Source organism: Streptomyces sp. QH1-20 (assembly GCF_041283565.1).
In the GTDB taxonomy this organism is placed as follows: domain Bacteria; phylum Actinomycetota; class Actinomycetes; order Streptomycetales; family Streptomycetaceae; genus Streptomyces; species Streptomyces syringius.
Map to the genome: position 1 here is coordinate 5,080,226 of NZ_CP166299.1, position 12,834 is coordinate 5,093,059.

Annotated in this window: 10 protein-coding genes; 3 read left to right on the plus strand and 7 right to left on the minus strand. The window is 71.0% G+C overall.

What is annotated here, in order from left to right; genetic code table 11:
* Positions 1-28: 28 nt before the first annotated feature.
* From AB8O64_RS23155 to AB8O64_RS23175, 5 genes are all read right to left on the minus strand, one after another.
* A complete protein-coding gene (locus AB8O64_RS23155) occupies positions 29-1,492 on the minus strand; it encodes a catalase (protein ID WP_370421100.1) in 1,464 nt (487 codons plus the stop codon).
* A gap of 135 nt (positions 1,493-1,627) precedes the next feature.
* The gene (locus AB8O64_RS23160) at positions 1,628-3,724 is read right to left on the minus strand and encodes a SpoIIE family protein phosphatase (RefSeq protein WP_370421102.1); all 2,097 of its coding nucleotides are present in this window, start codon (positions 3,722-3,724) and stop codon (positions 1,628-1,630) included.
* A 56-nt stretch (positions 3,725-3,780) separates the two neighbouring features.
* The gene (locus AB8O64_RS23165) at positions 3,781-4,455 is read right to left on the minus strand and encodes a class I SAM-dependent methyltransferase (protein WP_356450309.1); all 675 of its coding nucleotides are present in this window, start codon (positions 4,453-4,455) and stop codon (positions 3,781-3,783) included.
* Positions 4,456-4,583: 128 nt separating this feature from the next.
* On the minus strand, positions 4,584-5,270 hold the full coding sequence (locus AB8O64_RS23170; protein ID WP_370421104.1) for a DUF402 domain-containing protein: 687 nt from the start codon (positions 5,268-5,270) through the stop codon (positions 4,584-4,586).
* A gap of 111 nt (positions 5,271-5,381) precedes the next feature.
* The gene (locus tag AB8O64_RS23175) at positions 5,382-6,776 is read right to left on the minus strand and encodes a class II fumarate hydratase (protein WP_370421105.1); all 1,395 of its coding nucleotides are present in this window, start codon (positions 6,774-6,776) and stop codon (positions 5,382-5,384) included.
* Between the two features lie 108 nt (positions 6,777-6,884).
* Between AB8O64_RS23175 and AB8O64_RS23180 the strand changes: the two genes are divergently transcribed.
* Positions 6,885-8,402, plus strand: coding sequence for a ricin-type beta-trefoil lectin domain protein (locus AB8O64_RS23180; RefSeq protein ID WP_370421107.1), 1,518 nt, complete (start codon positions 6,885-6,887; stop codon positions 8,400-8,402).
* A gap of 58 nt (positions 8,403-8,460) precedes the next feature.
* Here the strand turns inward: AB8O64_RS23180 and AB8O64_RS23185 are convergent, their stop codons facing one another.
* A complete protein-coding gene (locus AB8O64_RS23185; RefSeq protein ID WP_370421108.1) occupies positions 8,461-10,131 on the minus strand; it encodes a fumarate hydratase in 1,671 nt (556 codons plus the stop codon).
* A gap of 169 nt (positions 10,132-10,300) precedes the next feature.
* On the opposite strand from AB8O64_RS23185, the gene AB8O64_RS23190 reads away from it, so the two are divergent.
* Together AB8O64_RS23190 and AB8O64_RS23195 are read left to right on the plus strand one after the other, a co-directional pair.
* Entirely contained in the window at positions 10,301-10,957 is a 657-nt protein-coding gene (locus AB8O64_RS23190) for a DUF1707 domain-containing protein (RefSeq protein ID WP_370423945.1), read from the plus strand.
* A gap of 238 nt (positions 10,958-11,195) precedes the next feature.
* Positions 11,196-11,552, plus strand: coding sequence for a WhiB family transcriptional regulator (locus tag AB8O64_RS23195; RefSeq protein ID WP_130879671.1), 357 nt, complete (start codon positions 11,196-11,198; stop codon positions 11,550-11,552).
* A gap of 90 nt (positions 11,553-11,642) precedes the next feature.
* Here the strand turns inward: AB8O64_RS23195 and glpX are convergent, their stop codons facing one another.
* A complete protein-coding gene (glpX, locus tag AB8O64_RS23200) occupies positions 11,643-12,674 on the minus strand; it encodes a class II fructose-bisphosphatase (RefSeq protein ID WP_356450297.1) in 1,032 nt (343 codons plus the stop codon).
* Positions 12,675-12,834 lie beyond the last annotated feature (160 nt).

Consider the following 12,834-nt stretch of genomic DNA (forward strand, 5'->3'; position numbering starts at 1 on the left):
GTGGTGTGTTCTGAGGGGCCAGGGAGGATCAGCCGCCGTTGACCTCGGTGGCGATCCGGTCACCGATGTTCTTGTCGATGTTGCGCCAGTACTGCAGCGCCCGGTCCAGTACGGGCCTGCTCACGCCCTGGCGCAGATGGCCGGAGACGTTGGAGACCAGCCGGGCGCGCGCGGCGTCGTCGAGGACCTGGCGGACCATCGTGCCCGGCTGGCCCCAGTCGTCGTCATCGCGCCGCAGCCGGTACGCCTCGCGGACCATCTCGCCCGCCGTCTCCCAGCCCGCCGGCTCGCCGAAGCGCGCGGTGTCGGCGGCGGGGCCGCCGTAGGAGTTCGGGGCGTACACCGCGCCCGTACGGGCCGGCTCGTAGCGCATCGGGCCGTCCTTCGCGTACGAGCCGACCGGGGAATGCGGCCGGTTCGGCGGGAGCTGGGCGTAGTTCGGGCCGATGCGGTAGCGGTGGGTGTCCGGGTAGGAGAACAGCCTGCCGAGCAGCATCTTGTCGGGGGACGGGCCGATGCCGGGTACGAGGTTGGAGGGCTCGAACGCGGCCTGCTCGATATGGACGAAGAAGTCCTCGGGATTCTTGTTGAGCGTCATCCGGCCGACCTCGATCAGGGGGTAGTCGCCGTGCGGCCACACCTTGGTCAGGTCGAAGGGGTTGAAGCGGTAGTCCGGAGCGTCCTCGAAGGGCATGACCTGGACGTTCATCGTCCAGGAGGGGGCGTTGCCGCTGTCGATGGCCTCGAACAGATCACGGCGGTGCTTGTCGGCGTCCGAGCCCGCCAGCTCGTCCGCCTCGGCCTGGGTGAGGAAGTCGATGCCCTGGTCGGTCTTGATGTGGTACTTGACCCAGAACTTCTCGCCGCCCGCGTTCACCCACATGTAGGTGTGCGAGCTGTAGCCGTTCATATGGCGCCAGGTCTTCGGGATGCCGCGGTCGCCCATCAGCCAGGTGACCATGTGCGCGGACTCCGGCGACAGCGTCCAGAAGTCCCACTGCATGTCATTGCTGCGCAGCCCCGTCTGCGGGTGGCGCTTCTGGCTGCGGATGAAGTCCTGGAACTTCTGCGGGTCGCGGACGAAGAAGACGGGGGTGTTGTTGCCGACCAGGTCGTAGTTGCCGTGCTCGGTGTAGAACTTCAGCGCGAAGCCGCGCGGGTCCCGCCAGGTGTCGGGGCTGCCCTGCTCGCCCGCCACGGTCGAGAAGCGGGCCAGCATCTCGCACCGCTTGCCGGGCTGGAACAGATCGGCCTTCGTGAACTGGCTCACGTCATTGGTGACTTCGAAGACGCCGTAGGCGCCGCCTCCCTTGGCGTGCACCACCCGCTCGGGGACCCGTTCGCGGTTGAACTGGGCCATCTTCTCGATCAGGTAGTGATCCTGCAGCAGGATGGGGCCGTCCGGGCTGACGGTGAGCGAATGCTCGTCGCTCTCCACCGGGATGCCGGCGTTGTTGGTGGTGTACGGGACCGGTTGCGCGGAGTCGGTCATGCGACGCCTCCCATCGCGGGGCGATGCCAGATGGTGAGGGCGTCGTTCCGCCCTCCACCTCAGCAGTCAACCCCGCCGACGAGCTGTCGGCAACAGGAGTCCGGACACTGTCCAGAACTCCACCGCGCCGCCGGCTCAGCGCGCATGGCCGGGCAGCGCCAGCTCGAACCACACCACCTTGCCCGTGCTCAGCCGGGTGGCCCCCCACCGGCGGGCCAGCTTGTTCACCAGGTACAACCCCCGGCCGCCCTCGTCCGAGGGCCGGGCCTGCCGGAGCCGCGGCAGCTGCGGCACGTCGTCACCGACCTCGCAGCGCAGCACGTCCGTGCGGAGCAGCCGCAGGGTCACCGGCCGCTCCGCGTACCGCACGGCATTGGTGACGACCTCGCTGACCAGCAGCTCCACGCTGTCGGTCAGCTCCTCCAGCCCCCAGCGGGTCAGCGCCCGCCGCGCCAGCCGCCGGGCCTGACCGGCCGTCTGCGGGCGCGGGTCGAGGAACCAGTACGCCACGTCGCTCGGCGCGATGCCCTCGAAGCGGGCCGCGAGCAGCGCGATGTCGTCGTCCCGGTCACCGGGGCCGAGCATGCCGAGGACCTCGTCGCACAACGGCTCCAGCGGCGGCGGGTTCGGACCCGTCAGCCGGGCCGTGTCGATCAGCCGCTCGCGCAGCTGCTCTATGCCCGTCCACACGTCCCGGATCCGGGACTCCACCAGGCCGTCCGTGTACAGCAGCAGCGTCGCCCCCGCCGGCGCGTCCAGCTCCACGGCCTCGAAGTCCACCCCGCCCACGCCGATCGGCGCGCCCGGCGGGACGCGCAGCACCTCGGCCCGGCCGCCGCGGTGCAGCAGGATGGGCGGGGGATGACCGGCGTTGGCGATCACGATGCGGTGGGCGACCGGGTCGTACACCGCGTACAGGCAGGTGGCCATGCGGTCGCTGCCCAGGCGCTGCGCCTGCTCGTCGAGGTGGTGCAGCACCTCGGCCGGGGGCAGGTCCAGCCCCGCGAGGGTCTGCGCGGTGGTGCGCAGCTGGCCCATGATCGCGGCGGAGGTCATGGAGTGCCCCATGACGTCACCGACGACGAGCGCCACCCGGTTGCCCGGGAGGGGGATCGCGTCGTACCAGTCGCCGCCGACGCGGGCGGTCTCGGCCGCCGGGAGATAGCGGCTGGCGAGCCGGACCCCGGTCGGCTGGGGGAGGGAGTCGGGAAGCATCGTGCGCTGGAGCTCGTCCGCGATGTAGACCTCGCGGCCGTAGAGCACGGCCTTGTCCACGCCGAGGGCGGTGTGGGTCGCCAGCTGGGCCGCGACCAGGAGGTCGTCGCCTTCGAAGGCGGGCCGGTCCGCCCGGCGTATGAACACCGCCGCGCCGATCACGCGGCGGCGGCCGCGCAGCGGCGCGAGGATCGTGCGCTGCCGGTCGGGGACGTCCTGCTCGTCGCCCAGCAGCTCGGGGAGCGCCGCCCGGGCGGCGGAGGAGTCGCCGAATACGGGCCTGACCCCTCGCAGCACCTCCGCGAGCGGCCCGCCTATCCGTACCTCGCAGCGCTCGGCCGCGGCGCCCGCGAGGTCGGGCACGGGCTCGGCCCGCTCCTGCGGGGCGTCCGGGTCCTCCGGGCCGCGTACATGCTCGGGCAGCTGGTCGGTGCGGCGCAGCCGCAGCACGACGGGCCCGACGGGCCGCTCGTCACCGACCGGCAGCGGGTCGCGCAGATAGACCAGGATGGCGTCCGCGAAGGTCGGCACGGTCGCCCGGCACAGCCCCAGCACGATCTCGTCCAGGTCGATGCCGCGGGCGATCCGCCGGGTGGCGGCGCCCACGAACCGCAGCCGCTCCCCGCCGGTCGTCCCGGCGGGGCCCTTGCCGGCACCCCCGTCCCCGGGCCCGTCCGCACCACCGGAAGCCGGTCTTTCGGGGCCGTCCGCGGCCGCCTCCGGGCCGCCGGGGCGGGGCATGGCACGGCGGGGCGCGCCCGGCTCGGGGTGCGCCTCACCGCGCGCCCTGGCGCGTGGGGCCGAGGCCGCCGCGCCGGGCTCGCGCGCCGGGCGCGGCAGGGCCGGCTCGGGGCCGTCGTGGCCGGGGAGCCGGTCGAGCGCGGGGGACTCCGCGCGGCGCGTGCCCTCCGGCTCGTCCGCGACCGCCCGGGCGCGGCCCGGTTCCGGGGCGGGGACAGCGGACTGCCGGACCTGCGCGGTCCGCTGTCTTCCGTGGGAGTTGGGATGCTCCGTCACGTGTGGGGTTCCATCCGTCGGGGCCGTACGCCCCCTCGCAGGGGGCGCACCGTGGATCAGGCGCGTCGCAGATTGAGGAAGAGCTGGATCTCGGGTGGTACGTCCGTACTCGCGGGGGCGTACGCCGGCGAGCTCTCCCCGGTGATCTCGAAACCCGCCTCGCGCACGACCTGGCGCAATTCGTCCCGCAGGTAACCGGATACCCGGATCGTGTTGCCCAGGAACGGAATCGCGAAGTCGTCCACGTCCGCTTCCACCATCGAGAGCGCCAGCAGCCCCCCGGGCCTCAGCATTCCGTACAGCATCCGCAGCGCGTGCGGGATTTCGGGGCGCGGCAGCATCAGCAGGGCGAAGAAGGCGGCGATGCCGTCGAAGGTGCCGAGCCGTCCGTCGCGCAGCTCGGCCAGGTCGCCGAGCCGGAAGTCGGCGCCGGGGACGTTGTCGCGGGCGAGTTTGAGCATGCCGGGCGAGAGGTCGACGCCGATGACGTGGTGGCCGGCGTCGGTGAGCTGGCGGGCGGTGGGCAGGCCGGTGCCGCAGCCGAGGTCGAGGATCCGGGAGCCGGGCGGCAGCTCGGCCGCCAGCCAGGCACCGGCCTCGAGCTGGCCCTCCTTGTGCGGGAAGGCATCGTCGTAGCGGACGCCGATGTTGTCGAACGCCTCGGCCTGTCCGCTGCGGTCCAGCCCTAACCGGGCGTAACCGTCGTAGTCCCGCTCGTCGTCACCGCTCACGGCTCCGCCCTTTCTGCGACTGTTGTCTGTGACCAGGTGTCACATGCCGTGCTCTGATCGTGCCGTGCTGCTGTGCAGTATCGCGGAGGCCGATCCTACGGTTGTCCCACGGGGAGACATCAAGCGGTTCACGCGCCCAGACGCGCCGGGGTGCGGTCCCAGTCGTCGGGGAGCGCCGGCACCGTCCACGCCGGGTCGGGCCGCCAGCCCTCCCAGCCGGCGGCGAACGGCGCGGCCCAGGTCTCGATCCGCTCGACCGCCGACCGCCCGGCCGCCCGTACCCGCTCGGCCTGGGCGGCGGACATCAGGCCCGCTCGCTGTGCCTGCGCGAACTCGTCCTCGTCCTTCCATTCCCAACTGCGGTCCGGGTAGACGGCGATGTCCAGGAAATGGTCCTCGGAATCCACTCCGCCGGCCCACCGGACGAGGGGCTCCTCGAGATTCACGTACCAGTTCTTGAACTGCCAGCCGGGGTCCCAGAAGAGCCAGACCGACCAGGCCTCGCCGGGCCGGGCGAGCTTGAGGACGCCGGTGCCGAACCAGCGGGACGTGGTGGTGGTGCGCGGCTTGGTGTAACGGGTGGCCAGCGGCTCCCGGTGCACGGGGGTGCCGTCGGCGAGCTGGGGCTTGACGCAGTCGGTGCCGGGGGCCATCCAGACGGCGAGCAGATCCTCGGTGTCCTGGACGACGGTCACCGGACGGCAGATGTGGACACGGTCGGTGGCATTGCCCCGATAGCGCCAGAGGATGTGGTCCCCCGGCGCCCAGGGGGCGGTGCCTGCCGTGCCCGTCGTCTCCACCGTGTCCGCTGTCATGCGCAGATCTTAGGTGCCCCGCCCGCCGATGCGCCGTGATGTGCGCCGCAAAAGGTCCGGTCCAAGCGTCCGGGTTGACGCCTGGCGCCGGGGCATCGTGGCAGGTGAGGGCTACGGGCGGGTCATCCGCAGCACATCGAGCGCCGCGTCGAGCTGTTCCCTCGTCAGCAGTCCGCGATCGATGTAGCCGGACTCCAGGACGACCTCCCGGATCGTCTTCTGCTCGGCCAGTGACTTCTTGGCCACCTTGGCCGCTTCCTCGTATCCGATGTAGCGGTTCAGGGGGGTGACCACCGACGGGGAGGACTCGGCGTACGCGCGGGCCCGCTCGACGTTGGCGGTGATGCCGTCGACCGTGCGGTCGGCGAGCAGCCGGGAGGCGTTCGCGAGCAGCCGTACGGACTCCAGGAGGTTCTTCGCCATCACCGGGAGCATCACATTGAGCTCGAAGTTCCCCGCGGCGCCCGCCGTGGCCACGGTCGCGTCGTTGCCGACCACCTGGGCGGCCACCATGAGGACGGCCTCGGGAACCACCGGGTTGACCTTGCCCGGCATGATCGAGGAGCCCGGCTGGAGGTCGGGGAGGTTGATCTCGGCGAGGCCGGTGCGCGGGCCGGAGGCCATCCAGCGCAGGTCGTTGGCGATTTTGGTGAGGCCGACGGCGATGGTGCGCAGCTGGCCGCTGGTCTCCACCAGGCCGTCACGGGCGCCCTGTGCCTCGAAGTGGTCACGGGCCTCGGTCAGCGGCAGACCGGTGGTGCGGGCCACTTCGGCGATGACCGCGGCGGAGAAGCCGGGCGGGGTGTTGATGCCGGTGCCGACGGCCGTGCCGCCGAGGGGCAGTTCGGCCAGCCGCGGCAGCGAGGAGCGCAGCCGCTCGACGCCGTAGCGCACCTGGGCGGCGTAACCGCCGAACTCCTGGCCGAGCGTCACCGGCGTGGCGTCCATCAGATGGGTGCGGCCGGACTTGACGACCTCCGCGAACTCCGCTGCCTTGCGCTCCAGCGCGGCAGCGAGATGCTCGAGCGCCGGCACGAGATCACCGGTGACGGCCGCCGTCGCCGCGATGTGGATGCTGGAGGGGAACACGTCGTTGGACGACTGCGACGCGTTGACGTGGTCGTTGGGGTGCACCTCACGGCCGAGCCGCTCGGTGGCGAGGGTGGCGAGGACCTCGTTGGTGTTCATGTTGGACGACGTGCCCGAGCCGGTCTGGAAGACGTCGACGGGGAAGTGGTCGTCCCAGCGGCCCTCCGCGACCTCGGCGGCGGCCGCCTCGATGGCCTCCGCGATGTCCTTGTCGACCACGCCCAACTCGGCGTTGACCTTCGCCGCGGCGGCCTTGATGCGGGCCAGCGCCTCGATGTGCGAGCGCTCCAGCCGCTGTCCGCTCAGGGGGAAGTTCTCCACCGCCCGCTGTGTCTGGGCCCGCCACTTGGCGTGTGCGGGGACGCGGACCTCTCCCATGGAGTCGTGCTCGATCCGGTACTGATCACTGTCGGTCATCGTTGCTTACCTCCTGACAAACCAAGCGTTTGTCTCGTTCACAGTGTTCCCAAAAGCACTTACCGACTAGTAAATACCGCGAGTAACAACTGAAACCGGGGAGGCTTCATGACACGCAGACCCACCCTGCGCTGTACCCTCGCCGCCGTCGCCGCGTTCGCCGCGGCGCTCGGCGGGGTGGCCGCGACCGGGCCCACCGCGCAAGCGGCCCCGCGCACCACCGCCTCGACCCCCCTCTCGCCGGAGCTCGAGAAGGTCCGCGCGGCCGAGGCCACGAAGCTCTACGGCAGCGCCGCCGAGCGGCCGTTCGAACAGCGCAAGACGTCACTCGTCTCGCTGGGCGACAGCGAGATCTCCGGCGAAGGGGTCGGCACGTACGAGCCCGGCACCAACGGCCCCGACAACTGGTGCCACCGCTCGCCGGACGCCGCCATCCACCGCACGGCGATACCCGCCGACGTCACCTACAACGTCGCCTGCTCCGGCGCCTACACCGGCAACATCCGGATCGGCGGCAGCAAGCAGTACGCGGACGAGCTGGTCCAGAGCGACAACCTCGCGGTCAAGGCCCGCAACACACGCGTGAAGATGGTGCTGCTGGTCGCCGGAGCCAACGACGACCTGCAGTTCGGGCCCGTCATCACCGACTGCGTCACCCGTTATCTAACCCTCCAGGGCCCCTGCGAGCCGAAGTACGCCCCCGGCTGGCAGTCCCGCGTCGACGCCCTCGTGCCCAAGGTCGAGCAGACCGTACGGGACCTGCGGACCGTCATGAAGGACGCGGGCTACGCCGACAGTGACTACAAGCTCGTCGTCATGGGCTACCCGAGCCCCATCGGCCCCGACTTCGAGGACAACCCGAACTTCCCCGGCAAGCTCCCCGGCGGCTGCGTCGGCCACACCTCCGACTCCGCCTGGGGCCGCAACACCGCCGTCCCGGCCTTCGAGCGCGGCATGCGACGCGTCGCCAGGAACACCGGCGCGCTCTACCTCGACAACTCCCGCCTCTTCCACGGCCACGAGGTGTGCATGGAGGACACCTGGGCGCGCGGCCTCTACGTCGACCTCGCCAACCCCTTCCCGCCGAACGCGAACTCCGTACGGCAGTCCTTCCACCCCAACGCGCGCGGCCACGGCGCCTTCGCGTCCTGCCTCACCCAGCTCTACCGCTCCGGTCACCGGGAGGCCGGCTGCGCGGACCCGGCGAGCACGGGGACGCCCACGCTGTACCCCGGCGGGTGGGACGACGCATACCGGCCACTGAAGAACGCGGCGACGGGCGCGTGCGTGGACGCCTACGGCGCGGCCACCGCCAACGGCACACAGGTGGGCGGCTGGCCGTGCGGCGGCAGCCGCAACCAGGAGTGGTGGTACGACGCGGGGCAGAAGTCACTGCACTCCGCGCTGACGCACGACCGGTGTGTGGATGTGCCGGGGGGCGCGTATCGCGCGGGCATGGCGGTGGTGCTGTGGAACTGCCACGGTGGTGGAAACCAGCAGTTCGTACGGTCCGCCGAGTCGATCCGCCCGGCGGCGGCGCAGGACCTGTGTCTGACGCTCGGGTCGGCCAAGGACGCGCTGCGGCTGCAGAAGTGTGACGGCGCGGCGAACCAGCGCTTCGCGTAGTTTCTTGTCCTCAATCGCCGGACGGGCTGGCTGCAGCCCGTCCGGCGATCGGGCCCGGTTACTTCTGACGCACCGGGATCGCCGTGAACGTCGGCGTCGTCGGGGCCGGGTCGACGAAGAAGTCGTTGCCCTTGTCGTCCACGACGATGAACGCCGGGAAGTCCTCGACCTCGATCTTCCAGACCGCCTCCATGCCGAGCTCCTGGTACTCCAGGACCTCGACCTTCTTGATGCAGTCCTGCGCCAGGCGCGCCGCGGGGCCGCCGATCGAGCCGAGGTAGAAGCCGCCGTGCGCGTCGCACGCGTCGGTGACCTGCTTGGAGCGGTTGCCCTTGGCGAGCATGACCTTGGAGCCGCCCGCCGCCTGGAACTGGTCGACGTAGCTGTCCATGCGGCCGGCCGTGGTCGGGCCGAAGGAACCGGAGGCGTAGCCCTCGGGGGTCTTGGCCGGGCCCGCGTAGTAGACCGGGTGGTCCTTCAGGTACTGCGGCATCTCCTCGCCCGCGTCCAGCCGCTCCTTGATCTTCGCGTGTGCGATGTCGCGCGCCACGACCAGCGGGCCGGTCAGCGAGAGCCGGGTCTTGACCGGGTACTTCGTCAGCTCGGCGAGGATCTCGTCCATCGGACGGGTGAGGTCGATCTTGACGACCTCACCGGCCTCGTCCAGGTGCTCGTCGGTGGTGTCGGGCAGGAAGCGCGCCGGGTCGGTCTCCAGCTGCTCCAGGAAGACGCCCTCGGCGGTGATCTTCGCGACCGCCTGGCGGTCGGCCGAGCAGGAGACGGCGATGGCGACGGGCAGCGAGGCGCCGTGGCGCGGCAGCCGGACCACGCGGACGTCGTGGCAGAAGTACTTGCCGCCGAACTGGGCGCCGATGCCGATCTTCTGCGTCAGCTCGAAGACCTTCTCCTCCAGCTCCTTGTCACGGAAGCCGTGACCGGTGGGGGAGCCCTCGGTGGGCAGCTCGTCGAGGTAGTGGGCGGAGGCGTACTTCGCGGTCTTGAGCGCGAACTCCGCGGAGGTGCCGCCGACGACGATCGCCAGGTGGTACGGCGGGCACGCGGCGGTGCCCAGCGAGCGGATCTTCTCCTCCAGGAACTTCATCATGGAGGCCTCGTTGAGAACCGCCTTCGTCTCCTGGTAGAGGAAGGACTTGTTGGCCGAGCCACCGCCCTTGGCCATGAAGAGGAACTTGTACGCGCCGCCGTCGGTCGCGTACAGCTCGATCTGGGCGGGCAGGTTCGAGCCGGTGTTCTTCTCGTCCCACATGGTCAGCGGGGCCATCTGCGAGTACCGCAGGTTCAGCTTGGTGTAGGCGTCGAAGATGCCGTGCGAGAGGGCCTTCTCGTCGCCGCCCTCGGTCAGCACGTTCTGGCCGCGCTTGCCCATGACGATCGCGGTGCCGGTGTCCTGGCACATGGGCAGCACGCCCGCGGCCGCGATGTTCGCGTTCTTCAGCAGGTCGAGCGCGACGAACTTGTCGTTCGGGGACGCCTCGGGGTCGTCGAGAATCCGGCGCAGCTGCGCCAGGTGCGCCGGGCGCAGGTAGTGCGAGATGTCGTGCATCGCCTCGGCGGCCAGCTTCCGCAGCGCCTCCGGCTCGACCTTGAGGAACGTACGGCCGTCGGCCTCGAAGGTGCTCACACCCTCGGCGGTCACCAGACGGTACGGCGTGTCGTCCTCGCCCAGGGGCAGGAGATCCGTATAGGCGAACTCAGACTGGGCAGACATTGCGGCGATTCCTCACTGGGCAGGCAACGGTGGCTGGCATCCTCGACAGCGCTCTCCAGACTAGGACGCTCCGCCGCTGACCGGTTGGTGAGGTAAGGCTCACTTCGCGGCGCACCGCGCGGACGCGCCCTCGTAACGCCCCTGTCGCGACCTATCGCGTTTGGCTAGGGTGGCGGCCGTGGACGAGTCTGCCGAAAAGCCGGTGTCAGTGACCAAGGGCGCCGAGCCCGCCCCCGCGCTGCGCGCCTCCGACGCGGACCGGGACCGGACCGCGGACATCCTGCGCGAGGCGCTGGCGGAGGGACGGCTTACCGCCGAGGAGCACGCCGAGCGGATCGGCGCGGTGTACCGGGCGAGGACCCACGCCGAGCTGGAGCCGCTGGTACGCGATCTGCCCAAGGGGCGGCGTCCCGCGCCGGGCGGCCCGCTCCCGTACCCCTACCCCGTCCCGTCGGCCGCCACCGAGAACCTCGTCGCCGTCTTCGGCGGCGCGGCACGCAAGGGCCGCTGGCGGGTCGGGCCCCGGACGAACGCCTTCGCGCTGTTCGGCGAGGTGGAGATCGACCTGTCCGAGGCGCTCTTCACCCAGCGGGAGATCGTGATCAACGCCACCGCGGTCTTCGGCGGCGTCGACATCAAGGTCCCGGAGAACGTCTCGGTGCGCTCCGCGGGCACCGGCGTCTTCGGCGGTTTCGACGTCCGGACCCACGAGGCCGACGAGCCCGACGCGCCGGTGGTGCTCGTCACGGGCTTCGCCCTCTTCGGCGCGGTGAAGGCCAGGGCGCGGCGCGGCAAGCGGGTCAGGAACCTCCTCGCGCGCGCCTGATCGCACGACCTGATCGCACGGCTCGGGCGTGCCCTGTGACGTGGGCCGACGGGCGCCGGCGGGCGCGCTACGCGGCTTATCGCGTTCCGGTCATGACAACGGTGTGAATAAGAGCGCGCACAGCGGGTAAAGCTTGGTGCATCGTCTCTCGTACGGCTGCGGGTGCGAATGGTCGTGCGCAGTGAGACGGGCAAAGGTGACTCAATCGGCCCAGCAAAGCCGTCGTCAGGAGTAGACCGTGCTGCTACCGCATCAGCCCCGGCAGGAAGCCGCCGTACCGTCTCAGCGGATCGCCGCTCGGGATCAGGCCGGCCCCTGGCATTCGGAGGCGGTGTGCCGCCGGGATGAAGCCGGATTGTTCTTCGCACCATCCAAGGAACCCACGGCCGCGCGCCTGTCACGGGAAGAGGCCGCGAAACGCGTCTGCGCCCGCTGCCCGGTGATGGTCGCCTGCCGGGAGCACGCGCTGCTCCAGCCCGAGCCCTATGGGGTGTGGGGCGGACTGACCGCGGCCGAGCGCAGGGTCGTGCTCGCGAGGCGCCGGCGGCGGGACGCGGAGCTCCAGCGTTCCGCACGGGTCGCCGCCGCGGGCTGAGCGCGGACACATACGGGCCGGGCCCCGCCGGAAGCGGCGGGGCCCGGCCCGTATGTGCGCGGGGCGTCGGACCCGGTCGGTCCGCCGCGATCAGCTGGGGCGCTCGAAGTCGACGGTGCTGTACGCGCGCAGCTTGGACAGCCGGTGCGTGGAGTCGATCTGCCGGATCGTGCCGGACTTGGAGCGCATGACCAGCGACTGCGTCGTCGCGGTCTCCGCGCGGTAGCGCACGCCGCGCAGCAGCTCGCCGTCGGTGATGCCGGTGGCGACGAAGAAGACGTTGTCGCCGCTGACGAGGTCGTTGGTGTGCAGGACCTGGTCGAGGTCGTGGCCCGCGTCGAGCGCCCGCTGACGCTCCTCGTCGTCCTTGGGCCACAGCTTGGCCTGGATCGTGCCGCCGAGGCACTTGATCGCACAGGCCGCGATGATGCCCTCGGGCGTGCCGCCGACACCGAGCAGCAGGTCGATGCCGGTGCCCTCGCGGACGGCCATGATCGCGCCGGCCACGTCGCCGTCGGAGATGAACTTGATGCGGGCGCCCGCCTCGCGGATCTCCTTGACGATGCCGTCGTGACGCGGGCGGTCCAGAACGACGACCGTCACGTCCTCGGGCGAGGAGTGCTTTGCCTTCGCGACGCGACGGATGTTGACCGCCACGGGGGCGTTGATGTCGACGTAGTCGGCCGCCTCGGGGCCGGTGACCAGCTTGTCCATGTAGAAGACGGCGGACGGGTCGAACATGGAGCCGCGGTCGGCGACGGCCATGACGGAGACGGCGTTGGCCATGCCCTTGGCGGTCAGCGTCGTGCCGTCGACCGGGTCCACGGCGACGTCGCACTCCGCGCCGGTCCCGTCACCGACCCGCTCGCCGTTGTAGAGCATCGGGGCGTTGTCCTTCTCGCCCTCGCCGATGACGACGACACCGTTCATGGAAACAGTGCCGATCAGGGCCCGCATGGCCTTGACCGCGGCACCGTCGGCGCCGTTCTTGTCACCGCGGCCCACCCAGCGGCCCGACGCCATGGCGCCCGCCTCGGTGACCCGGACGAGCTCGAGTGCGAGGTTGCGGTCGGGGGCCTCGGGGCTGACCTCGAGCTGGGACGGCAGGTGATGATCGGTCATCGGAACGCACCTTTCTGTACGGCGACGGCCGTGGGACCTCTGTCCCGTAAGGGCCAGGAGGGTGAGGGTGCTGATGACTTTATCGGTTCATTGCGAGAGTGAGCAGAGCGCCCCACGCATGAGCGGCGTCAAGGTGGCGATGCGGTTGCGAACGATGGCC

Excerpts from the sequence above, each read along its gene's own strand:
- glpX (WP_356450297.1), bottom strand. The coding sequence starts at position 12,674 with ATGACCGATCATCACCTGCCGTCCCAGCTCGAGGTCAGCCCCGAGGCC.
- AB8O64_RS23175 (WP_370421105.1), bottom strand. The coding sequence starts at position 6,776 with ATGACCGACAGTGATCAGTACCGGATCGAGCACGACTCCATGGGAGAG.
- AB8O64_RS23185 (WP_370421108.1), bottom strand. The coding sequence starts at position 10,131 with ATGTCTGCCCAGTCTGAGTTCGCCTATACGGATCTCCTGCCCCTGGGC.
- AB8O64_RS23180 (WP_370421107.1), top strand. The coding sequence starts at position 6,885 with ATGACACGCAGACCCACCCTGCGCTGTACCCTCGCCGCCGTCGCCGCG.
- AB8O64_RS23170 (WP_370421104.1), bottom strand. The coding sequence starts at position 5,270 with ATGACAGCGGACACGGTGGAGACGACGGGCACGGCAGGCACCGCCCCC.
- AB8O64_RS23155 (WP_370421100.1), bottom strand. The coding sequence starts at position 1,492 with ATGACCGACTCCGCGCAACCGGTCCCGTACACCACCAACAACGCCGGC.